Source organism: Nitratireductor lacus, from assembly GCF_056431025.1.
In genome coordinates this window covers 90,095-113,614 of the sequence record NZ_JBWKMB010000002.1, presented here as the reverse complement: position 1 = coordinate 113,614, position 23,520 = coordinate 90,095, and the positions used below count along the sequence as shown (strand labels likewise).

Annotated in this window: 25 protein-coding genes; 13 read left to right on the top strand and 12 right to left on the bottom strand. The window is 61.3% G+C overall.

The genetic code is table 11. The annotated features are described in order from the left end of the window. Positions 1-30: 30 nt before the first annotated feature. Genes AC07E3_RS02315 through AC07E3_RS02290 form a run of 6 tightly spaced genes read left to right on the top strand, consistent with a single transcriptional unit; the run spans position 31 to position 5,682 of the window. On the top strand, positions 31-1,143 hold the full coding sequence (locus AC07E3_RS02315) for a microcin C ABC transporter permease YejB (protein ID WP_478360182.1): 1,113 nt from the start codon (positions 31-33) through the stop codon (positions 1,141-1,143). Next, positions 1,143-2,294: an ABC transporter permease gene (locus tag AC07E3_RS02310; protein WP_478360181.1), complete on the top strand. Its 1,152-nt coding sequence runs from the start codon at positions 1,143-1,145 to the stop codon at positions 2,292-2,294. The genes AC07E3_RS02315 and AC07E3_RS02310 overlap by 1 nt, the downstream gene beginning before the upstream one ends. Positions 2,295-2,340: 46 nt before the next feature. Continuing rightward, positions 2,341-2,586, top strand: a complete 246-nt coding sequence (locus tag AC07E3_RS02305; protein WP_229450193.1) for a hypothetical protein — start codon at positions 2,341-2,343, stop codon at positions 2,584-2,586. Next, positions 2,586-3,086: a type II toxin-antitoxin system VapC family toxin gene (locus AC07E3_RS02300; RefSeq protein ID WP_336071741.1), complete on the top strand. Its 501-nt coding sequence runs from the start codon at positions 2,586-2,588 to the stop codon at positions 3,084-3,086. The genes AC07E3_RS02305 and AC07E3_RS02300 overlap by 1 nt, the downstream gene beginning before the upstream one ends. After that, on the top strand, positions 3,083-4,714 hold the full coding sequence (locus AC07E3_RS02295) for an ABC transporter ATP-binding protein (RefSeq protein ID WP_336071739.1): 1,632 nt from the start codon (positions 3,083-3,085) through the stop codon (positions 4,712-4,714). Before AC07E3_RS02300 ends, AC07E3_RS02295 begins: the two co-directional genes overlap by 4 nt. 17 nt (positions 4,715-4,731) lie before the next feature. Continuing rightward, positions 4,732-5,682, top strand: a complete 951-nt coding sequence (locus tag AC07E3_RS02290) for a 2-hydroxyacid dehydrogenase (RefSeq protein ID WP_478360180.1) — start codon at positions 4,732-4,734, stop codon at positions 5,680-5,682. Between the two features lie 262 nt (positions 5,683-5,944). On the opposite strand, the gene AC07E3_RS02285 is transcribed toward AC07E3_RS02290, so the two are convergent. From AC07E3_RS02285 to AC07E3_RS02275, 3 genes are all read right to left on the bottom strand, one after another. Beyond that, positions 5,945-6,799, bottom strand: a complete 855-nt coding sequence (locus AC07E3_RS02285) for a C40 family peptidase (protein WP_478360179.1) — start codon at positions 6,797-6,799, stop codon at positions 5,945-5,947. After that, entirely contained in the window at positions 6,796-7,146 is a 351-nt protein-coding gene (locus AC07E3_RS02280) for a MarR family transcriptional regulator (protein WP_336071734.1), read from the bottom strand. Before AC07E3_RS02280 ends, AC07E3_RS02285 begins: the two co-directional genes overlap by 4 nt. Before the next feature lie 113 nt (positions 7,147-7,259). Continuing rightward, the gene (locus AC07E3_RS02275) at positions 7,260-8,633 is read right to left on the bottom strand and encodes a leucyl aminopeptidase family protein (RefSeq protein WP_478360178.1); all 1,374 of its coding nucleotides are present in this window, start codon (positions 8,631-8,633) and stop codon (positions 7,260-7,262) included. 121 nt (positions 8,634-8,754) lie between these two features. On the opposite strand from AC07E3_RS02275, the gene AC07E3_RS02270 reads away from it, so the two are divergent. Continuing rightward, on the top strand, positions 8,755-9,579 hold the full coding sequence (locus tag AC07E3_RS02270; RefSeq protein ID WP_478360177.1) for a tetratricopeptide repeat protein: 825 nt from the start codon (positions 8,755-8,757) through the stop codon (positions 9,577-9,579). A 63-nt stretch (positions 9,580-9,642) separates the two neighbouring features. On the opposite strand, the gene AC07E3_RS02265 is transcribed toward AC07E3_RS02270, so the two are convergent. The 9 genes from AC07E3_RS02265 to AC07E3_RS02225 all read right to left on the bottom strand — a co-directional run bounded on the left by AC07E3_RS02265 (position 9,643) and on the right by AC07E3_RS02225 (position 18,776). Then, positions 9,643-10,632, bottom strand: coding sequence for a type II secretion system F family protein (locus tag AC07E3_RS02265; RefSeq protein ID WP_336071731.1), 990 nt, complete (start codon positions 10,630-10,632; stop codon positions 9,643-9,645). A 3-nt stretch (positions 10,633-10,635) separates the two neighbouring features. Then, the gene (locus tag AC07E3_RS02260; RefSeq protein ID WP_065817344.1) at positions 10,636-11,649 is read right to left on the bottom strand and encodes a type II secretion system F family protein; all 1,014 of its coding nucleotides are present in this window, start codon (positions 11,647-11,649) and stop codon (positions 10,636-10,638) included. A 41-nt stretch (positions 11,650-11,690) separates the two neighbouring features. After that, the gene (locus tag AC07E3_RS02255; RefSeq protein ID WP_478360176.1) at positions 11,691-13,217 is read right to left on the bottom strand and encodes a CpaF family protein; all 1,527 of its coding nucleotides are present in this window, start codon (positions 13,215-13,217) and stop codon (positions 11,691-11,693) included. A gap of 19 nt (positions 13,218-13,236) precedes the next feature. Next, positions 13,237-14,517 carry a CpaE/TadZ family protein gene (locus AC07E3_RS02250; RefSeq protein WP_336071728.1) on the bottom strand — a complete coding sequence of 427 codons (1,281 nt, stop codon included), beginning with the start codon at positions 14,515-14,517 and terminating at the stop codon, positions 13,237-13,239. Between the two features lie 14 nt (positions 14,518-14,531). Beyond that, positions 14,532-15,260: a CpaD family pilus assembly protein gene (locus tag AC07E3_RS02245; RefSeq protein WP_336071727.1), complete on the bottom strand. Its 729-nt coding sequence runs from the start codon at positions 15,258-15,260 to the stop codon at positions 14,532-14,534. Positions 15,261-15,289: 29 nt separating this feature from the next. Beyond that, positions 15,290-16,831 (bottom strand): type II and III secretion system protein family protein, encoded by a 1,542-nt coding sequence (locus tag AC07E3_RS02240; RefSeq protein ID WP_336071848.1) that lies wholly within the window; start codon positions 16,829-16,831, stop codon positions 15,290-15,292. A 47-nt stretch (positions 16,832-16,878) separates the two neighbouring features. Beyond that, entirely contained in the window at positions 16,879-17,694 is an 816-nt protein-coding gene (gene cpaB, locus AC07E3_RS02235; RefSeq protein ID WP_478360175.1) for a Flp pilus assembly protein CpaB, read from the bottom strand. A gap of 218 nt (positions 17,695-17,912) precedes the next feature. Beyond that, positions 17,913-18,434 carry an A24 family peptidase gene (locus AC07E3_RS02230; protein ID WP_478360174.1) on the bottom strand — a complete coding sequence of 174 codons (522 nt, stop codon included), beginning with the start codon at positions 18,432-18,434 and terminating at the stop codon, positions 17,913-17,915. Between the two features lie 153 nt (positions 18,435-18,587). Continuing rightward, a complete protein-coding gene (locus AC07E3_RS02225) occupies positions 18,588-18,776 on the bottom strand; it encodes a Flp family type IVb pilin (RefSeq protein ID WP_478360173.1) in 189 nt (62 codons plus the stop codon). A gap of 314 nt (positions 18,777-19,090) precedes the next feature. Between AC07E3_RS02225 and AC07E3_RS02220 the strand changes: the two genes are divergently transcribed. From AC07E3_RS02220 to rpsT, 6 genes are all read left to right on the top strand, one after another. Beyond that, a complete protein-coding gene (locus AC07E3_RS02220; RefSeq protein WP_065817351.1) occupies positions 19,091-19,531 on the top strand; it encodes a pilus assembly protein N-terminal domain-containing protein in 441 nt (146 codons plus the stop codon). A gap of 244 nt (positions 19,532-19,775) precedes the next feature. Continuing rightward, complete coding sequence (locus AC07E3_RS02215; RefSeq protein WP_336071721.1) at positions 19,776-20,240, top strand: TadE/TadG family type IV pilus assembly protein; 465 nt, start codon at positions 19,776-19,778, stop codon at positions 20,238-20,240. A 31-nt stretch (positions 20,241-20,271) separates the two neighbouring features. Further along, the gene (locus tag AC07E3_RS02210; protein WP_478360172.1) at positions 20,272-20,901 is read left to right on the top strand and encodes a TadE/TadG family type IV pilus assembly protein; all 630 of its coding nucleotides are present in this window, start codon (positions 20,272-20,274) and stop codon (positions 20,899-20,901) included. A gap of 285 nt (positions 20,902-21,186) precedes the next feature. Further along, entirely contained in the window at positions 21,187-22,080 is an 894-nt protein-coding gene (gene mutM, locus AC07E3_RS02205) for a bifunctional DNA-formamidopyrimidine glycosylase/DNA-(apurinic or apyrimidinic site) lyase (protein ID WP_478360171.1), read from the top strand. Positions 22,081-22,131: 51 nt separating this feature from the next. Continuing rightward, positions 22,132-22,905, top strand: coding sequence for an enoyl-CoA hydratase (locus tag AC07E3_RS02200; protein WP_336071717.1), 774 nt, complete (start codon positions 22,132-22,134; stop codon positions 22,903-22,905). Between the two features lie 165 nt (positions 22,906-23,070). After that, positions 23,071-23,337 carry a 30S ribosomal protein S20 gene (gene rpsT / locus AC07E3_RS02195; RefSeq protein ID WP_007010565.1) on the top strand — a complete coding sequence of 89 codons (267 nt, stop codon included), beginning with the start codon at positions 23,071-23,073 and terminating at the stop codon, positions 23,335-23,337. Positions 23,338-23,520: the final 183 nt, after the last annotated feature.

The following is a 23,520-nucleotide window of genomic DNA, read 5'->3' as shown; positions in this document are numbered from 1 at the left end:
AATCCCCAACGTGAAGAGAGCGGCTGACTGATGGGCGCCTATATCCTGCGACGTCTGCTGCTCATGATCCCGACCCTGTTCGGCATCATGGCCATCTCCTTCATCGTCGTGCAATTTGCACCCGGTGGCCCCGTGGAACAGGTGATCGCCCAGATCACCGGACAGGCGGGCGGCGCGGATGCACGCATTTCCGGCGGCGGAGGCGATTTCAGCAATCAGGGGTTTAACGGTGGGTCTGTCGAAGGCAGCGGCGTGACCTCGAAATATCGCGGCGCGCAGGGCCTCGATCCGGAGTTCATCGCCTCGCTTGAAAAGCAGTTCGGCTTCGACAAGCCGCCACTCGAGCGCTTCGCCCTGATGATCTGGAACTATGCGCGGTTCGATTTCGGCGAAAGCTATTTCCGCGACATTTCGGTGATCGACCTGATCCTCGAGAAAATGCCGGTCTCGATTTCGCTCGGCCTCTGGATCACGCTGATCTCCTATGGGATTTCCATTCCGCTCGGCATCCGCAAGGCCGTAAAGGACGGTTCGGCATTCGACGTGTGGACCAGCGGTGTGGTGATTGTTGCCTATGCCATTCCGGGCTTTCTGTTCGCCATTCTCCTGATGGTTCTTTTCGCCGGCGGCTCCTTCTTCGACTGGTTTCCGCTGCGCGGCCTGACCTCCGACAATTGGGAGAGCCTTTCCTGGCCGGCGCGCATTCTCGATTATTTCTGGCATCTTGCCCTGCCGCTGACGGCCATGGTGCTCTCGGCCTTCGCCACGACGACGCTTCTGACGAAGAACTCGTTTCTCGATGAAATCCGCAAGCAGTATGTGGTGACCGCACGCGCCAAGGGGCTTTCCGACCGGCAGGTGCTCTACGGCCACGTCTTCCGCAATGCGATGCTGATCATCATCGCCGGCTTTCCAGGCGCGTTCATCTCGGCGTTCTTCACCGGGTCTCTGCTGATCGAGAGCATTTTCTCGCTCGACGGGCTCGGCCTGCTGGGCTTCCGCTCGGTGATCGACCGCGATTACCCGGTGGTGTTTGCCAATCTCTACATCTTCTCGCTGATGGGTCTGTTTATCAGCCTCATCTCGGATGTGACCTACACGCTGATAGACCCCCGCATCGACTTCGAGCGGAGGGATGTGTGATGTCCGATATTCAGGTGCAAAGCGAAGTGGCGGCGGCGCGGCGGCGCGGCAGAAGGCCGTGGCTTTCGCCGATCAACAAGCGTCGCTGGCAGAACTTTTGCGCCAACCGGCGGGGCTACTGGTCTCTCTGGATATTCCTGATCCTGTTCGTGCTGTCGCTGTTTGCCGAATTCCTCGCCAACGACAAACCGATCCTCGCCTATTACAAGGGCGAAGTTCTGTTCCCGGTCATGGTGGATTACCCCGAAGAGAAATTCGGGGGCTTCCTTGCTGTAACCGACTACCGCGATCCGATCATCTCCGAGGAGATCGAGGCCAATGGGTGGGCGGTGTGGCCGCCCATCCGCTATTCCTACCGCACGGTGAACAACGAAATACCCGAGGCTGCGCCAGCCAAGCCTTCATGGATGTACACCAAGGAAGAGCGTTGCGGGCGCTATATGCAGGGGGTGGACGACCCGGCCTGCACGCCCGGCAACTGGAACTGGCTCGGCACGGATGATCAGGCGCGCGACGTGCTCTCGCGAGTGATCTACGGGTTCCGCATCTCGGTTCTTTTCGGCCTGATCCTGACCGGTGCCTCGGCGCTGATTGGCGTGAGCGCCGGCGCGATCCAGGGCTATTTCGGCGGCTGGACCGATCTTCTCTTCCAGCGCTTCATCGAGATATGGTCCTCCATTCCGGTGCTCTATCTGATCCTGATCATCGCCGCCGTTCTGCCGCCGGGCTTCTTCATCCTGCTCGGCATCATGCTGCTTTTCTCGTGGGTGGCCTTCGTTGGGGTGGTGCGCGCCGAATTCCTGCGCGCGCGCAATTTCGAATATGTGAGTGCGGCGCGGGCGCTTGGCGTTTCCAACCGCACCATCATCTTCCGCCACCTTCTGCCCAATGCGATGGTGGCCACCCTCACCTTCCTGCCCTTCATCCTGAACGGCTCGATCACGACGCTGACCTCGCTCGACTTCCTTGGCTTCGGCCTGCCGCCGGGGTCACCCTCGCTTGGTGAACTCCTGCGGCAGGGCCAGCGCAACCTCAACGCGCCATGGCTCGGCATTGCCGGCTTCCTGAGCCTTTCGATCATGCTGTCGCTCTTGATCTTCATCGGCGAAGCCGTGCGCGACGCCTTCGACCCGCGGAAGACGTTCAAATGATGGGCCGGATGACCTATATTGAAGGGGTTGGATGCAGGAGCTGACAATGGGTGTGGTCACCGTCAATCACTATAGGGCATCCAAATTGCCCAAGGAGCTGCGCAAGGACATTCCCCACGACGCTTTGGTGAAAGTGACCGTGGAAGAAGAAGTCAAGCGAGAGGCTCCACCACGCACGCCGGAGGAACTGCTGGCGCAGATCGAGCGCGTTCGCGCTCGCCAGACCCGACGCGTTTCCAGCGAAGACGCCGCAAGGCGCATTCGGGCGCTGCGCGATGAGTGGGACGATTGATGGAGTTCACCAGGCTCTATCTCGACACCGCGATCTTTATCGAACTCGCCGAAGTGCAGGGCGAAATACAGACACTGCTTTACAAGCTGATCGAGAAGCAGATGCAGGGCGGCGAACGCTTTCTATGCACGAGCGAACTAGCGCTGGCGGAGCTTCTGGTTGGGCCCTACCGGGACGAGGATGACGACCTCATTCAGCTCTACGACAACTGGATCGTGGAGGATAATTCCTGGCTGGATGTAAGGCCCGTCACACGGGAGGTTCTGTGGAGCGCTGCCCTCGTGCGCCGACAGTTTAAATCCGTGAAGCTGCCCGATGCGATCCATCTTGCTTCGGCGATCGGATTTGAGTGCAGCCATTTCCTGACCGCCGACAAGCGTATACCCGGCCAGGTTCGGTTAAAGAACGATCGCTGGCGCGGAGAGCGTTTTTCTCCCGAGCTCTCGGTCATCCTGCCTACAGCGGAAAATCTCCGCGCAATCATTGAATCGCGACCATGACATCAGCCCCCCTCCTCTCGATCCGCGATTTGTCCGTCTCCTTCAAGCAAGGTGCGCAGGAGACGCTTGCGGTCGATCGCATCTCATTCGACATCGCGCGTGGCGAGACCGTTGCGCTTGTGGGGGAATCGGGGTCCGGGAAATCGGTCTCGGCGCTCTCGGTCCTGCGGCTGCTGCCTTATCCGGCGGCGAGCCATCCCTCCGGCGAAATCCTCTACAATGGCGTTGACATTCTCGCCGCCGACGAGGCAACGCAGCGCAAGGTGCGCGGCAACGAAATCTCCATGATCTTTCAGGAGCCGATGACCTCGCTCAACCCGCTGCACACGATCGAGCGGCAGGTGGGTGAGGTGCTGAAACTGCACCGCGGAATGGGAGACAGGGCGGCGCGGGAGCGGACCCTCGAATTGCTGGAGCAGGTCGGCATCCGTGACCCCGAAAAGCGGCTTGATTCCTTTCCGCACCAGCTTTCCGGCGGCCAGCGCCAGCGCGTGATGATCGCCATGGCGCTCGCCAACGAACCGGACCTCCTGATCGCCGACGAGCCGACCACCGCGCTCGACGTGACAGTGCAGGCGCAGATTCTCGAGCTTCTGGCCGATTTGCGGCGCAAAAAGTCCATGTCGATGCTGTTCATCACCCACGATCTCGGCATCGTGCGAAAGGTGGCCGACCGGGTCTGCGTGATGACCGACGGCAAGATCGTGGAAAGCGGGCCGACGGAACAGATTTTCGCCAACCCGCAACACGCCTATACGCGCCATCTGATCGAAGCCGAACCCAAGGGGCGCCCACCCAAGGCGGACCCTACCGCAGAAACGGTGATGAAGGGCGACGGGATCAAGGTCTGGTTTCCGGTGAAGAAGGGGCTGCTGCGCCGCACGGTCGATTACATCAAGGGTGTCGACGGGGTGGACGTGACGGTGCGCGCGGGCCAGACGCTCGGGGTGGTGGGCGAATCGGGCTCTGGCAAGACCACGCTTGGCCTTGCCCTTGCCCGTATGATCGGCTCGGAGGGCCACATCCACTTTTCTGGTGACGAAATCGATCATCTCTCGTTTCGGCAGATGCGTCCCTACAGGCACGACTTGCAGGTGGTGTTTCAGGATCCCTATGGTTCGCTGAGCCCGCGCATGTCCGTTGCCGAGATCATCGAGGAAGGCCTGCGCATTCACGAGCCCAGCCTTTCGGCCAATAAGCGCGACGCGATGGTGGTCGATGTCCTGAAGGAGGTCGATCTCGACCCCGACAGCCGGTTTCGCTACCCGCATGAATTCTCCGGTGGGCAGCGCCAGCGTATCGCCATTGCCCGCGCCATGGTGCTTAAACCGCGTTTCGTGATGCTGGACGAGCCCACCTCGGCGCTCGATATGAGCGTGCAGGCGCAGGTGGTTGACCTTCTGCGCGATTTGCAGAAGCGGCATAACCTGGCCTATCTCTTCATCAGCCATGACCTGAAAGTGGTGCGCGCGCTTGCCAATGAGGTGATCGTCATGCGTGCCGGCAAGGTGGTGGAGGCCGGTCCGGCGGAGCAGATTTTCGATGCGCCGCAGACCGACTACACACGCGCGCTGATCGCAGCCGCGTTCAACATCGAAGCCACGCCCGGAGGCGTGGTCAGCGAATAAAAATCGAGGGGCAAACCATGAGCACACCGGAACGCGGTCGCGTCCTTCTCTCCGTCACCGGCTTCAACCCGCAGCGCTGGTATGACCTTCTCTCGAAAGAGCGGGATGTCGTGCTGGAGCCCGACGGGGCGGAAGACCCTTCGATCGATTATGCCGTTGTCTGGAAACACCAGAAGGGCGCACTCGCCCGACTGCCGAACCTGAAGGTCATCTTCTCCATCGGCGCTGGCGTGGATCACATCTTTGCCGACGACCAGGTGCCGGATGTACCCATCGTGCGCGTGGTGGCGGAAAACCTCACGCAGTATATGTGCGAGTATGTGACGTGGCGGGTGCTCGACCATCACCGGCAGGGCGCCGTCTACCGGGAACAGCAGGTCAGAAAAGTCTGGCACGAGCCGCGGCAACCGCCTGCCAACGAGGTCTCGGTGGGCATTATGGGGCTCGGTCAGCTCGGCTCACGCGCCGCGCAGGCGCTGCGTGCGGTCGGTTTTTCGGTGAATGGCTGGAGCCGCACGCCCAAGGATGTCGACGGCGTCAATGGTTTTCACGGCGAGGACGGGCTGACGCCCTTCCTCAACGCCACCGACATTCTGGTGGTGCTTCTGCCGCTGACGCCCGCGACCCATGGCATTGTGAACCATTCGCTGCTGTCGCGCCTGCGGCAGGACGGACCGCTGGGCGGTCCCTGCCTCATCAATGCGGGGCGCGGCGGCCTGCAGCGCGAGGCCGACATCCTGAAAGCGCTTGAGGAGGGTGTGCTGAAGGAAGCGAGCCTCGACGTGTTCGAGCGCGAGCCGCTGGCGCCGGAAAGTCCTCTCTGGTCGCATCCACGGGTTTTCGTGACACCGCATGCGGCTGCCACCTCCGACCCCGCACATCTGGTGCCGCCCATGCTACGGCAGATGGATGCATTTGAACGTGGTGAGACGCTGGAAAACCTCGTTGATCGAAGCGCGGGGTACTAGGGTCAGGACCTATTAATATGGTCGCAATGGTCGGCCTGATCTGTGCGGATACGCGAAGCAGGACCGCAGGAAGACTTCACGTCTTTCAAGGTCTTGCGACAAAGTAGGCCGTGCAAATCAGGCCGATCCGAAGGACGCTCGATAGACCGGCGATCTGCTGCGTCAAACCCCTTGACCGGGGGGAAGACCCCGCTCTGCGGGCTTCTCCTTGCATCTCTTGGTCTATCGAACGCCATTGTGATCATATTAATAGGTCCTGACCCTAGGGCCGGCGATAGTGCGTCGGGCGGCCGTAGAGCCGCTCAATCCGCTCGATGGCATCTTTCAGCGGTTCGCGTGCGACGGTCATCGTGTTGCCGTTGGCGTGGAGCATCATCTCGTGATCCAGCATGATCGCCACATGGCCTTTCCAGAAAACGAGATCACCACGGCTGAGCCCGGTTTGACCGGGCTCAATCACGGTGCCGATGCTCGCGGCCTGCATGTCCGTATCACGCAGGACGGTTCTTCCGGCCATGCGCATGGAAAGCTGAACCAGACCGGAACAGTCGATACCGAAGCCGCTTGCTCCACCCCACAGATAGGGTGTGTGCAGGAAGGTTTCTGCAACCGTGACGTAGTCCTCGTCATGTGTGTCGAGCGGCTGCAGGTGCCCGGCGATCATCGCGCCGCCTGAGGCGAGAAGCGCATATTGCGTGCCGCGGTTCTCGACCGTTTCCGTGACACAGACCGCCGCACCGATGCTGTGCGCCGCGATTGCGGGAGCCTTCAGCTCCGGCTCCGGATAGATGAAACTGCGCTGCGCACGAACGCGATGGGTTGGGGCGCAATCCTGGTCGGTAAGGGCTGCGGCATTCACATAGCCCACATACCCGTCATGGTCCGCCTGCACCCAGGCCCAGCCTTCGCGCCGCTCGAAGACGCGCACCCGGTCGCCATGGAGGAACTGGGTGTCGATGCCGGCGTCGAGACGCGGGGCGCTGTGCACGTCGACAACGGGCGCGCCAATGCGGGCGGGCGCGCCGGCGGTAAAACGTTCCGCCTCCACCGTGCCTTCAAGACGGGCATCGGCAAGATCAGCCCGGTGGGCGTGAAGGCGGCGATCAAGTGTCGTCATAGGGGCAACTCCGCAGATTTTGCCACCACCACATCGCCGAACCGCTCCACGAACAGCGCACCCTCGACGGTGCGCTTGATCAGGACGTTGCGGCGGTCTTTCTGGTCGCGGTGGCGTGAAACGAGTTTCAGCGCACCCATCGTGTCGAGGGCGCGGGTGATGACGGGTTTGGAGACATCCAGTTTCTCGGCGAGCCCGCGCACGGTGTGCGGCGGCGGGTCGAGATAGATCGTCAGAAGGATCGCAAGCTGGCGTTCGGTGAGGTCCGGTGCCTTGCCGCGCACTTCGGCAAGGCTGACCTGCTGCCACAGACGCAGCGCCTGGCTTGGCCTTAGCTGGACGGACATATCAGGACCTGCCTTCACGGAGGAAACTGGAAACCGTTTCGGTTCCGTATCATTCATGCCGCGAAAGGCGCGCCGAGGCAAGCGCCCCATGCGCTCACCCAACCGAAGCTGATCTACTTGCCATAACGCTCTGTCAGCACGCGTTCGATGGCGCGGATGCCCTGCGCCTCGCCGCCGACCGGCGCATATGGCCTGTCGACCGGGTTCCAGCCATAAATGTCGAAATGCGCCCAGATCTTCGCCTTCTCCACAAAACGGCCAAGGAAAAGGCCGGCGATCGGTGAACCGGCGAAACCGTCGAGCGAAACATTGTTGATGTCGGCGATCTTCGAATCGAGACGTGAGAGATAAGGCTTCCAGAGAGGCATGCGCCAGAGCGGGTCGGCGACCGCCTCCGAGGCCCGAGCCAGGGCTCCCGCCAGCGCTTCATCATCGGTGTAGAACGGCGGCACATCGGGCCCGAGCGCGACGCGGGCGGCACCGGTCAGCGTCGCCATGTCGATCAGGAGCTCAGGCTCTTCCTCGTCCGCGAGTGCCATCGCATCGGCAAGCACCAGCCGGCCCTCGGCATCGGTGTTGCCGATCTCGACGGTGAGCCCCTTGCGGCTGGTCAGCACATCACCTGGCCGGAAGGCGTTGCCGGCCACGGCGTTCTCCACGGCAGGAATGAGCACGCGCAGGCGAATGTCGAGCTTTGCCGCCATGAGCATCGAGGCAAGTCCGAGCACATTGGCCGCGCCGCCCATATCCTTCTTCATGAGCAGCATGCCGGCGGCGGGCTTCAGGTCGAGCCCTCCCGTATCGAAGCAGACGCCCTTGCCGACAAGCGTGACCTTTGGCGCCTGCGCCCGCCCCCAGCGCAGATCGAGAAGGCGCGGCGCGGCCTCGGCAGCGCGGCCAACCGCGTGGATCATCGGCAGGTTTTCCGTGAGGAGATCCTCACCCGCCGTCACCGCCAGCGTTGCGCCATTCTCCGAGGCGAGTGCGCGGGTGACGGCTTCAAGCGCATCGGGCCCCATATCGCCGGCGGGCGTGTTGATGAGATCGCGTGCAAGGACGCTGCCACCGGCCAGCCTCTCCACGCGGCCTGCATCCACCCCTTCGGGAACGGCGAAGCGAAGCGCGCTGCGCGGTTTCTTTCCATAGCGCGTGAAGGCATAGGAGCCGAGCATCAGGCCGAGGGTGGCGAGTTCGGCGTCTTTCGGCGCGGCGGCAAAGTGCCAGTCGCCTTCCGGCAGATGACGAGCGAGCGCTCCGGCGTCAAGCGGACTGGCGGCGTCTGGCTGGCCAAGCCCGAAGAACGCGCCGGCGACCGCGCCGTTCTTGCCCGGTATCGTCAAGACCCTGCCCGCAGCGCCCGCAAAGCCGTTTGCCCGTGCCCAGGCGATGGCGTCCTTCGGCGCATCGCAGGCGTCCAGGCTATCGGCCTCGACCGTGTAAACCGGCAGCGATGAAGCCAGTTTCGAGCTCAGGAGCGTGACGGGCATTTGTTGTCTCCACGTTTAGGTTTTGCGGCGCGTTTTAACGCTCCGTTAGGGTTAACAGAATATTTCTCTCTGTTGAGAGTTGGCCGGAGGGCGGCCGAAGCCAATCGGAGGGCGCGCGCAGATGTTTACCGAACAGCGCACGAATGCAACCGCAAACAGGATAACCATGACGGCCGTGGCGCTGGTTATGGCAGTGTCAGTGGCTGGCTGCGCCAGGGATCGTATGACCACCGGCTCGATCAGCCGCAGCACGCCCAAGGCCGTTTCCAACGTTGCGACTATGAGCGAACCGCAATTACGCAGTGCCGCGGACTCCCTCGGGCGCGCTTACACACAGAACACCAAGGACAAGGCAACGGCACTGCGTTACGCCTCCGTGCTCCAGATGACCGGGCGCGCCGACCAGTCTCTGGCAGTGATGCGCAAACTTGCCATCGATCATCCCAAGGACCGTGAAGTGCTGGCCGCCTATGGCAAGGCACTGGCCGCCGCCGGCGAACTGCAGCCGGCACTCGACGCCGTGCGCCGCGCCCAGACGCCCGAGTATCCCGACTGGCGCCTGCAATCGGCCGAAGGCGCGATCCTGGATCAGCTCGGCCAGAAGGATGCGGCCCGGACGCTCTATCGCCAGGCGCTCAACTTAAAGCCCGGTGAACCTTCCGTCCTTTCGAATATGGGGATGTCGTATCTGCTCGAAGGCGATCTGAAATCGGCCGAGCATTATATGCGGCAGGCAGTGCAGGCTTCCGGCGCCGACAGCCGTGTGCGGCAAAACCTGGCGCTGGTCGTCGGGCTTCAGGGACGTTTTGGCGAAGCTGAACAGCTCGCCCGACAGGAGCTTTCGCCTGAACAGGCCGAAGCCAACGTCGCCTACCTGCGGTCCATGCTCGCGCAGCAGAATGCGTGGAGCCAGATCTCCGACGACAACAAGAAGAAGCGCCAGTAACGGCGCTTCATTTCCAAGGCACAAGTTCTTGAAAGGCCGCTTCGAGCGGCCTTTTCTATGACCTCAGAACAGCCCCTGCTGTTTGATCTGGATGCCGGCCGGCCCGAGAATGACAGCGAACAGGACGGGGATGAAAAAGAGGATCATCGGCACGGTGAGTTTGGGCGGCAGAGCGGCCGCCTTTTTCTCCGCCTCGTTCATGCGCATTTCACGGCTCTCGTCCGCAAGAACCCTGAGCGCATGGCTGACGGGCGTGCCGTAGCGCTCAGCCTGGATCAGCGCCTGCGTGACGCTCTTCACCGTCTCCAGCCCGGTGCGCGCGGCGAAATTCTCATAGGCCTGACGCCGTTCCTGAAGGAAAGAGAGTTCAGCATTCGTCAGCACCAGCTCCTCGGCCAGCGCGACCGACTGGGCGCCGATCTCGTCCGCCACACGACGGAAGGCCGCTTCGATGGACATGCCCGATTCAACGCAGATCAGCATCAGATCAAGCGCGTCTGGCCAAGCAAGCTGGATCGATTTCTTGCGCTTTGTCGCAAGGTTGCTGACATAGAGCACTGGCGCATAAAAGCCGGCATAGGCGGCGATGATGCAGACGAAAGCCTTCACGAACAATGGCTGCTCGGACAGCCCGCCGAGCATGAAAATATAGACGCCTGCCAGGAGCAGCGTCACAAATGGAAGAACGAGCCGGAAAAACAGAAACTTCGTCAGCGGATTCTGGCCGCGAAACCCGGCTGTGCGCAGTTTGGCCACCGCCGCATCATCGGCCAGCGCGCGGCGCAGGTCGAGCCGGTCGACAATTGCGCGCATGCCTTCAGACTGATGCTCGCGCAGGCCCCGGCGGCGCTTGTCGGCCTCGGCGGCCAGACGCGCGCGCTGCCGCGCCCGCAGTTCCTCACGCTCCAGCGCCACGCTTTTCATGCGGGATTTCAGTGGATCGCCGCCAAAGGCCGGCAAAAGTGTGAACACCGTCGCAAAAACCGCAACCGCAACCAGAATTGCAATCAGGAAACTGGGCTCGATGATACTTCCGACGACGTCTGAAGGCATTGTCTAAACCTCGAAATTGATCATGTTCCGCATCACGAGAATGCCGATCGTCATCCACAGTGCGGAGAAGCCCAGAATCAGATGCCCGGCGCTCGTCGTGAAAAGCGGCATGATGTAGGTCGGGCTGGTGAGATAGACGAGGAACGCGACGACAAATGGCAGGGCACCGATGATAACGGCCGATGCCTTGGCTTCCATCGACAGCGCCTGAACCTTCGCCTTCATCTTCTTGCGGTTGCGCAGAACCCGCGACAGATTTGACAGCGCCTCAGAGAGATTGCCACCCGCCTGCGACTGGATCTGGATAACGATGCCGAAGAAGTTCGCTTCGGGGCAGGGCATCGTCTCACCCATCCGCAGGCAGGCCTCCGGCGTCGAAACACCCATCTGCTGGGCTTCAACAATGCGCCGAAACTCCGTTCGCACGGGCTCCTGTGCCTCGCTCGCAATCAGGCGGATGCCATCATTGATCGGCAGGCCCGATTTCACCGCACGCACGATAACATCGAGCGAATTTGGAAACTCGTTCAGGAATGCCTTGACCCGGCCACGGCGCTTCCAGGCAACGAACCAGCGCGGCAGGCCCAGCGCTCCGACGATCAATGCGCCCGGGAGAACAAGAAGCGGGGCGCCCATGATGAAAACCACCAGAGTAAACGCCAGCGCGCAGATCGCAGAAACGATGTGAAACCGCTCCGGCGTCACGTTCATTCCGGCCTGTTTGAGCTGCATCTTGAGCGGTGGCTTGCGTACCTTGCTGTCGCGCTTCTTCTGCCGTTCTTCCAGATCCTTCAGCGAATCCTGGATGGATTTGCGCCGTTTCGCCGTTTCGGCCACGCGGTCGCGCGACGCCTTGATCGAAATCTGGTCAGTCTGCGCCCGCTTGACGGTATCCAGCCGGCGGCCGACCTTCTTTTCCGCCGCCATGTTGTTGAACATCAACGCATAGGCCACCGCGCCAGCGCTACAGCCGGCCAGAAGCACGAATGCAATCAGAGTGATGTCCATTCCAAACATGGTTTTACCCGCTCAAACCGGAACAGGAAGCCGCTGACATTTTAGTCAGACTTCCTTTCCATCGCTTCCAGCGCATTCGCCAGACGCTGCTCTTCACCATAGTAACGGGCGCGGTCCCAGAAATGCGGCCGCGCGATGCCCGTCGATACGTGCTCGCCAATGATCTTGCCGTTCGCGTCCTCGCCCTTCATGTCGTAGAGCATGAGGTCCTGCGTGATGATCACATCGCCTTCCATGCCGATCACCTCGGTCACATGGGTGATGCGGCGCGAACCGTCGCGCAGGCGTGTCGCCTGGATAATGACATCCACCGAACCGACAATGATCTCTCGCACCGTTTTCTGCGGCAGCGTGAAGCCGCCCATGGCGACCATGGATTCGATACGGTTCAGACACTCACGTGGGTTGTTGGCGTGGATCGTTCCCATCGAACCGTCATGGCCCGTGTTCATCGCCTGAAGGAGATCGAACACTTCCGGGCCGCGAACCTCGCCGACGATGATCCGTTCGGGGCGCATGCGCAGACAGTTGCGCACCAGGTCGCGCATGGTGACTTCACCCTCGCCCTCAAGATTGGGCGGGCGGGTTTCCAGCCGCACCACATGTGGCTGCTGAAGCTGCAACTCGGCGGAGTCCTCGCAGGTGATGATGCGCTCGTCGAGATCGATGAAGCTGGTCAGACAGTTGAGCAGTGTCGTCTTGCCCGAGCCGGTGCCGCCCGAAATCAGGACATTGCAGCGCACCCGGCCGATGATCTTCAGAAGCTCGGCGCCTTCCGGCGAGATGGCGCCAAAGCGAACCAGCTGGTCGAGGGTGAGCTTGTCCTTCTTGAATTTACGAATGGTGAGCGACGCGCCATCGATGGCGAGCGGCGGCGCGATGACGTTCACACGGGAGCCGTCGGGCAGGCGCGCATCGCAGATCGGGCTCGATTCGTCGACGCGGCGGCCGACCTGGCTGACGATGCGCTGGCAGATATTGAGAAGCTGCTGGTTGTCGCGGAAGCGCACGCCGGTCTGTTCGACCTTGCCGTTCACCTCGATGTAAACATGCTCGGCACCATTGACCATGATGTCGGCGATGTCGTCACGCGCCAGGAGCGGCTCCAGCGGGCCGTAGCCGAGCACGTCGTTGCAGATGTCTTCGAGCAGTTCTTCCTGCTCGGAGATGGACATCGCAAAATTCTTGATCGCGATGATATCGTTGACAATGTCGCGGATTTCCTCACGCGCACTATCGGGGTCGAGATTGGCGAGCTGCGAGAGATCGATGGTCTCGATCAGCGCCGAAAAGACCTGGCTCTTGGTGTCGTAGTAGGACTCGCTGCGCGCCCGGGCCGGCTGCGGCGACCGCGCCGGCGGCGGGGGTGGCGGTGCGGACGGCGTGGGCCTGGGCGACTCTGCGCGGGGCCGCGGGGCAGGATCCTGCGTGGCAGGCGCGGCCTTTTGCGGACTCGGAGATGCGGGCCGTTCCGGCGTCAATACGTCGGTGCCGCCCGAAAAGGACTTCGGGGTTTCGGTGTGCGGCGCTGTGGGATGCGGGACGCCTGTCCCTCTCTTTCCGAACATCTGACGCTACCAATCCGTATCAGCTCTTGCGTTTCAACCTGTCCAGGATGCCGGACAAACCGCTCTTCTTTTTTGGCTTCACATCACGCCGGCCTGTCAGCACATGGGCGAGATCGTTGATCGTCTCGACGATCGGGTTGCTGGCGTCCATTTCGCCCAGCATGCGACCATTGTTGGCCGCATTGCCGAACAATTGCGGCTCAAACGGAATCGTCGCTGCCGGAACAACGCCGAGCGGTTCGGCAAAGTCTTCCAGCGAAATCTCGGGCCGCTTCGGAATGCCTGCCTGATTGAGCAGAAGAACCGGCGGTTTGTCGTTCGGCCGCAGCTTCTTCAGCGTGTCGATCAGGTTCTTCGTGTTGCGAAGGTTGGCAAGGTCCGGCGTGGCCGTGATGACGATCTCGTCGGCCTGCGCGAGGGTGGTCTTGGTCCAGCCGTTCCAGGAATGCGGAACGTCGAGAACCAGAACCGGCGCGGTGCGCTGCGTCGTATCGATGATCTGCGCAAAGGCCTCCGGATCGAAATCATACACGCGATCGAGCGTGGAAGGCGCCGCCAGAAGGGAAAGCCGCTCCGCGCACTGCGCCAGAAGGCGGTCGAGATAGACCTCGTCGATGCGCTCGGGCGAAAACACCGCCTCGGCGATGCCCTGCGCGGGATCCTGATCGAAATTGATATTGGCCGTGCCGAAAGGCAGATCCAGATCGGCGACCACAACTTCGTTCTCGAACAGGTTGGAGATCGCCCAGGCCACATTGTGGGCCACGGTGGACGAACCGACCCCGCCCTTGGCGCCGACAAACGCAATGGAATGTCCGAGCGGCTCGGCTTCGGGATCGACAAAGATGTTGGCGATCACGCTGACAATGTCAGCCATGGAAATCGGTGCGACCACATATTCGGAAATGCCTGCGCGGATCAGCTCGCGGTAGAGCCAGACATCGTTGTAGTGCCCGATGATGATAACTTTCGTCGAGGGATCGCAGACCCCTGCCAGTTCCTCAAGCGAGGCAAGCAGTTCTCTCGGTTCACTGGACGATTCAACGATGACGAGGTTCGGCGTGGCCGCGGTCTGATAGAACTCGACCGCTGTCGCCACACCGCCCATATGCACCTTGAGATGGGTTTTCGCCATGCGGCGATCTTCGCCCGCCCGTTCGATCGGGTTGGCAACGCTGTCGGTCTCGCAGAACGCCTGAATCGATATCCTCGGTATCGGACGCAGCTTCTGAAGCGCCGGTGACGCGCCCTCCTCGGGAGCGAGATCCTCGTGATCCGTTTCGTAGGCCAGATTGCTCATGTCATGCCCCTCGCCTAGTACGCGATCTCTCTGGCGGCCCGGAAGTCTTCGGACACCTTGCCTGGTTTATAAATGCTCTCGGCGCCGCGATACTTGTCGATCACGCCCATGCGGTTCTCGGCATCGATCTCACCCTGCTTGCGCGGGCCGAGGAAATCGTTCGGATTGGCGACCTGTGCGGCGAGATTGTTCTGATAGGAGCAACCGAAATTCGCGTAGTGCTTGTTGTCGGTCGTATCGAGAATGTCTGCCGGCCAGCGGCCGCACTGATTGGTGGATGCCTTGACCACCGGATAGGAGACACGGATCGGCGGCGCAGTGTCGGGCGACGGCGCCTGATAGGACACCACGGAGATGTTTTCCGGCGGAACCCCCTGGTTCTGAAGTAGATGCGTGATCTGGGAAGCAACGTTGGACGCGCCGAGCTCATTGACCGATCCCGAGGGCACGAGCACGGAAACCGTGCCACCGGAACGCCGGTCATACCCGCTCATGAAACCGGCGAGTGTGCTCATCTGGTCTCGTGACATCTTCCGGGCGGAGGCGGCAATCGGCAGGTCGATCTGCTGCGCCTTTTCGGAAATGATGATCGGGTGAGTGGTGCGGTAGTCGTCCGGTATCGAGCCGACGATGACCGAGTCCCGCTTTGCCGCGCATCCGGCCATAAGCATGGCCGTGCAGATGGCGAGTGCCGTGCCGGCGAGTCTGGCCCGCTGTGTGTTCCGTGTTGTGTTCTTCATCATGACCACCCCCGACATGACCTTCCCCCAGCTCATTTGTAGATGTAGCCGACAACGCCGTGGTAGCGGCCATTGGGCAGGTTGGTTTTCATGGTTCCGTAGACGCGATTGACCCGGCCAAGGAACATTCCCGCGCCATCGCTGGCGGGTGTGAAATTGTCATCCGGCTTCGCCAGCGCGGTGCGCGCCGTCGGCTTGGACAGGTACGGCGTCACGATGATCACCAGCTCCGTTTCGTTGCGAACGAAGTCGCGGCTGCGGAACAGCGCGCCGAGCACGGGAACCTTTGAGAGCCCCGGAACCCCGTTGAACGCCTGCCGCACGTCATCCTGCACGAGGCCGGCGATCATCATCGACCCGCCGGACGGCAGCTCGACCGTGGTGTCGGCGAGGCGCTTGCGGATCGAAATCGCATTCATGCTCGAGGCGTTGCGGTAGCGCTGGCCGCGCCCCATGCCCGCGAAGAAGGTCTCCGACCCCTGCATTGTCGGTTCGGAAACCTGTGTACGGATCTTCAGGCTGATGCGACCAGCCGAGAGAACGGTCGGAAGGAACTCCAGACCAATACCGTAGTCGATCTTCTCGACTTCGTATTTCAGCGCGTTTGTATCGGGGTCGACTTCCTGAGACGTGACGATGTTGAACTCGCCACCGACACGGAACGTGGCCTTCTCGCCGGAAACGGCCGTGAGGGCCGGCTCGGCGAGCGTTTTCATGACGCCGGCCTGTTCCATGGCGTTGATGTAAGCGTCGATCAGCGATCCGCCGACCGAGAACTGTGTGGGCGAAAGCGGTTTGCCAAGCCCGAAGGCATTGTCGACCACGGCCCCCCAGGAGATGCCGTCGGCGGTGCCCGAACCGATCATGTTCACACCGAGCTGCTTCATGACGGAGCGGCTGACTTCGGCAACCGTAACCTTGAGCGTGACCTGATCCTCGCCGATGATCTGGATCATGTTGACGATCCGGCTCGTCTGGCGCTTTTGGTCGGGATTGTTGATCGCCACGCCGCCGCCATCGGTGGGCGCTGCCGCGCTCTGGGAATACTGGCCGGTCGTGGCTTCACCACCGGTAACGAATATCTGCGCGAGCTGCGCGGCGCGGGCGGCGTCGAGCGGCGTTTCAACGGTGCCGGTGAGAACAACGTTGTCGTTGATCAGTTCAACATCGATGTCGGAATTCGGGATGAAGCGCTTGAGATAGTCTTCAAGACCCGCAACATCGCGCTCCACTGCAAGGTCGAGGCTGGCAATCTGTTCGCCATTGGCGCCAAACACGAAGATGTTGGTCTCGCCCACCTGTTTGCCGAACAGATAAATGCGTCGTGCGGTGCGTGTCACGGCGTCCGCAACCGACGGATTGGCGACCAGAATGTCGTAGGCATCGCTCGGCAGGTCGAGCACGAGCGATTTGTTGAGGCCGAGCTTTACACGCTGGCTTACATTGGATCCGCTTCGTGCCTTGACGACGTTCTGTTCGGCAAATGCCGGGCCTGCCGGTAAGGCGACCTGGGTGACCAGCACCGTTGCGCATCCCAATAAGAGACGCGCGGTCAGCTTCAGATTGCTGCGCATATCCCGCCCTGACTGTTTCACGACCCTCGCCCCATTCGCGCGCTTCATCATTTCCGGGTCCCCACTTCGGTGACTTCACCGGATTTGATCAGACGGACGCTGTTGCCCCTGCCCCTGCCTGAGACGAGATAGGATCCGTCGTTCTCCGATGTTTCGTTCGTGTCGGTGATCGCCCGCAAAGAAAGTGTGAGGCGATCGGCCATCTGCTGCGCAACGGTGATGATCTCTGCCTGCTCCGGCGTCAGTTCCAGCGTTGCCGTCTCGCCCACCTTGACGCGGCGGCCTTCCTCGTCCTCCTGAATGGTCTGGTCGATCGCAAGGACCTTGATGTTCTTCAGGATGGTCTCGGTAATGAAGCCGTTTGCCGTACCGCTGTCCTGGGCCCGGCGCGTCATGATGACGTCGACATAATCATTGGGAAGGATGAAACCGCCGGCCGAGGTGTCGGCGGCGATCTGCGTGGCGACGGCGCGCTTGCCGGAGGGCAGAATAGCCGACATGAAGCTCATGCCCTCGCCAATGAGCTTGGAGCGCCTGAGCGGTTCGCCGGTATAGAGCGCGACACGCGCAATGGAGCGGCGCAGCTCCTCCAGCGCCTCGGGGCTCTCGTTCCGGGTGATCATGTTTGCGTTGATGTTGTCGGCCGGCCAGGCCTGCCAGCTTACGGCACTGCCGAGCTCGGTGCCCATGGGCACATCCTGGCCGATGACCAGGACATCGACCAGATCGATGGCCGGCTCTTCCGGTCCCGCGGTCGCTATCGGCTGTTGCGGAGCCGGTGCCGTCAGATTCTTGGCCACATAACCGGCGCCAAGGGCAGCCAGCACGGCCACTCCTAAGATGACGATCCGGGATTTGCTCATGACTCCGCCCCTCGTACTCGGACTTCCCTTGCGTGAAGCAGAGAATGGAGGGCCAATCGTCAAATTATGGTTAACGCGAAGCTTACAGAAATGATTAATTTAAAGTTGAGCGATTATTCGGAGCCGGAATGCACGAACGCCCCGATGAAACATCGGGGCGCAACGGTCAGGCTCTTATGGGCGCTGCGGGGGCTGCTCGCAGGCTGAACTATACGATGCTAAAGCGCTGCAAGGCGGGCAAGCGCCCACTGCATGAGCGGCGTTTCGGGATAAGCGGCAAGCCCGGACAGGCCCAGCGCAATGCCATAGGGCACCCCCGTATTGTGATCGGCGAGGTTACGCAGGAATACATTGTTTCCCGAGATGTAGCCAAGGAGCGAATTCCGGAAACTGAGAATCAGAAGCGTCAGTGCGCCTCCGAGGATCGCCGCGCCCAGAAGGTACTGGATCAGCGCAGGGCTGAAGCCGAACCACACCGCGGTCGCTGCAAGAAGCTTCGCATCGCCGCCGCCCATCCCGCCAACGGCGAACAGCACAAAGGTTATCGACAGGATGAAAAAGCCCGCTGCGACGTGCATTCCGATCTGCTGCCAGTCCATACCGATCATCGGTGCGGCGACGGCAAACGCGACAAGCAGCAGCAGAGACACACGGTTTGCGATGGTCATGGAAAGAAGGTCGGAGACCGCTGCAAAAGCCATGCAGAACGGAAAAACAACAAGTATGACTGCTTCGAGCATGATGCGGCACCCCTTTTCTCTTCCGTTATGCAGGCCGTCGCTTAAAACTTGATAAACCGGCAGAAAACAGCTTTGGGAAAAGCAAAGGCCGCCCTTCGGAGAAGAAGGACGGCCTTTATGGTCATTGCGCGTGGTTAGCGCAGAAGCGGATTATTAGTTGCCGCCGCCGCCGCCGCCGCCGCCGAGCGCACCGCCGACCGTGGTGAAGGTCGTGCCGATGTTGGTGCCGATGGCACGGGCGCCGCCGATGATCGCAACTGCAATCAGAGCAGCCAGAAGGCCGTATTCGATCGCCGTGGCACCGGACTCGTCTTTCATGAAACGTGCAAACAGATTTGCCATTTGGGAAAACTCCTCTTCCGCGTTTTTGTTCAGCAGGACCGTCAACGTTTTTTGTTGTGTTGATCGGATGGCCTGACCATACGGGGGAGCTCTTTCAACCTGCTTAAGAAACACCCTTACCAAAACCTTGCCGTCTCAAAGCACGAGCATTGGTTAACAGCGCTCTAAAGCGGGGATGCCCGCGCGCACGGACGGGAGACACTTTATATATAGCCCACAAATGCTGCCGCCGCTGCGCCAGACATCCGTGCGCTTAACCCTTGGTTCACCAATGATGTTCATAGTCTCTTCAGCTTGACGTGGGGAGCAGGGTAATGCGCGCCGTATTTTCCAAGACCGGAACTGCCTTGAAGACAGCCTGCCTGATCGCAGGTCTGGTTGCATTGCCGGGCACCGCCCCGGCGAACGAGGCGGCGATTGAGGTGGTGATGAACCAGGCGAAGATCGTCAAGCTTGCACGCGAGGCGGACACGATCGTTATCGGTAACCCCGAGATCGCCGACGCCGCCGTACAGGATGCGACGACCATCGTTCTCACCGGCAAGGGTTTCGGCGTGACCAATCTCGTCGTTCTCGACCTGGATGGTCAGCCGATTGTCGATGAACAGGTCGTCGTCAGCCGGCAGTCTGCCAGCTCGGTCCGCATCTATCGCAGGGCCAATGTGCAGACGCTTTCCTGCACGCCCTACTGCGAAAGCTCCTACAAGACTGACGCGGAGCGGACCTCCGAAGCCGAGATCAGCGCCAACCAGTAACCGGCATCGCGCTCCGGGCTCAACGAGCGCCGTGCGCAGCACCCTTCAGGGTTTACAAAACGCAAACCAGAACGCTGCAATTTGAGCTGCCGTCAAAACCGGAATGCAACCGGGGCTGGTTATAGTCCTCCCTGACAAACGCACATTTCAGGGGCTGGCTATGGGCCATCAAACAAAAGGCAAAGCGTGTCGCGCGCCATTTCGGCGCCGTCTGCTCGGCCGTTTCATCAAGAATGAGGAAGGCGTGGCGGCCATCGAGGTCGCCTTTCTCGGCCTCCCGTTCTTCTTTCTGATCTTTGTGATTCTGGAAGCCTGCATCGGCTTTGCAGCACAACAGCTTCTGGCCAACGCGACGGATGACGTCGCGCGGCTGTTCCGTACCGGGCAGGTTCGCAGCAGTGAGCTGAACGAAACGAAACTTCGGGACCTTCTGTGTGGCCGAATGTCCATACTGATGTCCGAGACGTGCCCCGGGCTGGAAGTGGATCTTCGGCAGTTCGACACGTTCGAGGACGCCGCCAGGTCAAACCTCGGCTTCAATGACGACGGAAGCATCGACACCAAGACCGAACTCGGGCCGGCACTCACGAAGAACATGCTGCGCGTTTACTACCGCTGGCCGGTGGTGACGAACATGCTGGCGGATCGGCTTCCCGACGGCAAGCTTCTGCTTTTCTCGACGAGTACCTGGCAGAACGAACCATTCTAACTGTTGGCAACGGGTCGTGGGGGACCGGGCAATGACGTTCAACGACAATGCGAAACCCGCAAAGACGGGCATCTTATCAACCCTGGGCGACTTCGCCCGGAACAGGCGTGGCGTGGCAGCCATCGAGTTTGCGATCATCGCGCCCATCCTGTTCGCGATGTATTTCCTGACACTGGAATTCGGCCAGGCGATCGATGTAAACAAGAAGGTCAGCCGCGCGGCGAATATGGCGGGCGACCTGATCGCCCAGCAGCCTTCGATCACGGCCGGTGAAATCGACGCCATCATGAAGATCGGCGGCGCCATCATGAAGCCCTACAATCGCTCCACACCGACCCTGACGCTGACGGCCATCCAGGTGACCGATGAAAGGAATCCGAGGGTCGAGGTGGTCTGGTCGCGTGAACTGAAGAACGGAACGGCCTCGGCCGGTCTTAAAGCAGGCAGCACCACGACGCTTCCCCCCGAACTGGAGATCAAGGGAGCCTTCTATATCCGTGCAACCGTCTCGCTTGGCTATAAGCCCATCCTCACTTGGTCGAAGGATGGTGCGAAATCTGCCGGCCTGACAGCGATGGCGGGTCTCGACAATCTCCAGATGAGCGAACGCTTCCACCTGCGCCCGCGCATGAGCAGCACCATTCCCTGCGACGATTGCTGACAGGACACGGCGACGCGCGATTGCAAAGACTCCGCTGCCCTTCTATGTCTTTGATGGCAGGGCAGCGACAGTGAGCGGATATGGCGTGCGCATTCCTTTTCGGTCTGACTTTCTTCGGCATCGGACACGCTGCCGAAACCGGATCGCTCAACGGTCCCGGTGCGGGCGCGCGCGGGCAGATGCCCGGGGCATGCGCCGCGGCTGGAATGGCATTCAGGCTCCCCGCACATGGGGGTTTGCCACCCTGCAGCCACGGTCAATCCATTCCGAGTGAGCTTTCCAGACATGCCTGAACTGCCGGAGGTCGAAACCGTCCGTCGTGGACTCCAGCCGATCATGGAAGGGGCGCATATCGATTCCGTCGAATTGCGGCGGCCGGATCTGCGGTTTCCTTTTCCCAGGGGGTTCGCCGAGCGGCTCCGGGGACAGGAAATCATCGCGCTCGGGCGGCGGGCGAAGTATCTGCTGATCCATCTTGAGACCTCAGACGTGGTGCTCTGCCACCTCGGCATGTCGGGCTCATTCCGCATCGACCAAGACGACGAGGAGCAACAGGCACCTGGCGCGTTCCACCATCCGCGGTCCAAGGCGGAGAAACACGACCACGCTGTGTTTCACCTGACTTCGGGCGACGGGCGAACCCTTCGAGTGGTCTATAACGACCCGCGCCGGTTCGGCTTCATGCTTCTGCACGATGAAGGCCCGCTGGACAGCCACCCCCTCCTGGCGACGCTTGGCATCGAGCCGACCGGAAATGCGCTGGACGGGGCGCTGCTTGCCGAGCGCCTGCGCGGGAAGCGCACACCGCTGAAAGCCGCACTGCTCGACCAGAGGGTAATCGCAGGTCTCGGCAATATCTATGTCTGCGAAGCATTGTGGCGCGCACGGCTTTCGCCGAAGCGCAGCGCCGATACAATCGTCGCCAGACGCGGAACGTCGGAGCGATGCGAGCGTCTGGCGACGTCGATCCGCGCCGTCATCGCAGAAGCAATCGCAGCCGGCGGCTCATCCCTGCGGGATTATGTAAAGGCGGATGGATCGCTTGGCTATTTCCAGCACGCCTTCAAGGTGTATGGCCGCGAGGGACACGTATGCGGCCATGACGAATGCAGCGGCACCGTTCGCCGCATCGTGCAGGGCGGGCGGTCAACCTTCTATTGTCCGAGCTGCCAGCGCTAGGAGCAAGACCTTACCCTGGCAATTCACGTATAACGGAGAGGAAACCAGACCATGGCTTATGAGACGATCCTGGTGGAGACGCGGGAGCGCGTCGGGCTGATCACGCTGAACCGCCCCAAGGCGCTCAACGCGCTGAACTCCCAGGTGCTTGAAGAAGTGGTGGGGGCGCTGGCGGCCTTCGACGAGAACCCACGGATCGGCGCCATCGTCATCACCGGATCGGAGAAGGCGTTCGCAGCCGGAGCCGACATCAAGGAGATGGCATCCAAGTCCTATGTGGACGCCTATATGGAAGACCTCTTCGCAGGCTGGGACGGGCTGACCCGCGTGCGCAAGCCGATCATCGCCGCCGTGGCAGGCTATGCGCTCGGCGGCGGCTGCGAACTGGCCATGATGTGCGATTTCATCATCGCTGCCGAGAATGCGAAATTCGGCCAGCCCGAGATCACGCTCGGCGTCATGCCGGGCATGGGCGGCTCCCAGCGACTAACCCGTTTCGTCGGCAAGTCAAAAGCCATGGACATGTGCCTGACGGGCCGCTTCATGGACGCCGGGGAAGCCGAACGCTCCGGCCTGGTATCGCGCGTCGTGCCACCCGGCGAGCTTATCGAGGAAGCCCTGAAGGCGGCCGATACCATTGCCGGCTTTTCACTGCCGGCGGTGATGATGACCAAGGAGGCGGTCAACCGCTCCTACGAAACCACCCTTGCCGAGGGTCTGCGTTTCGAGCGCCGTGTGTTTCACGCGATGTTCGCGCTGGACGACCAGAAGGAGGGCATGGCCGCATTTACCGAGAAGCGGTCTGCCAACTTCAAAAATCGCTGATCACGTTAGGCGCGATCAGGAGGGATAGGCGCCAATAGGCGTTGACGTTGCCCGAAAGCTCCACTATAAGCCGCCACGACTGTGGTGGCCCTGCGGCTGCCCTTTTTGTTTTGCGCCCGCGTGACACTGATCGCGGCAGGATTTGTAGAGACATAGAGAGGACACATGGCCAACACGACTTCGGCCAAGAAGGCGGTGCGCAAGATTGCTCGCCGTACTGCGGTTAACAAGAACCGTCGCTCGCGTGTGCGCAGCTTCGTTCGCAAGGTCGAAGAAGCACTGGCCACCGGCGACAAGGCAGCAGCGGAAAGCGCATTCAAGGCTGCTCAGCCCGAGCTGATGCGCGCTGCCGGCAAGGGTGTCCTGCATCGCAACACGGCGTCGCGGAAGGTCTCTCGCCTTGCGCAGCGCGTGAAGGCGCTCGGTGCCTGACGCTTTTTAGCAGACTCACAGATGAACCCGGCTTTCCAGCCGGGTTTTTCTTTGCCTCTCGAAAGGCTGGCCTGCGACAACCCTGTGTTGTCACAGGCCAGCCTTTTGCGTTTGTGACCCTAAGTGTTTGAGAATCGTATTATTTTCGTCACATAAGCATCCCGTTAAATTTCGGCCAAGCCG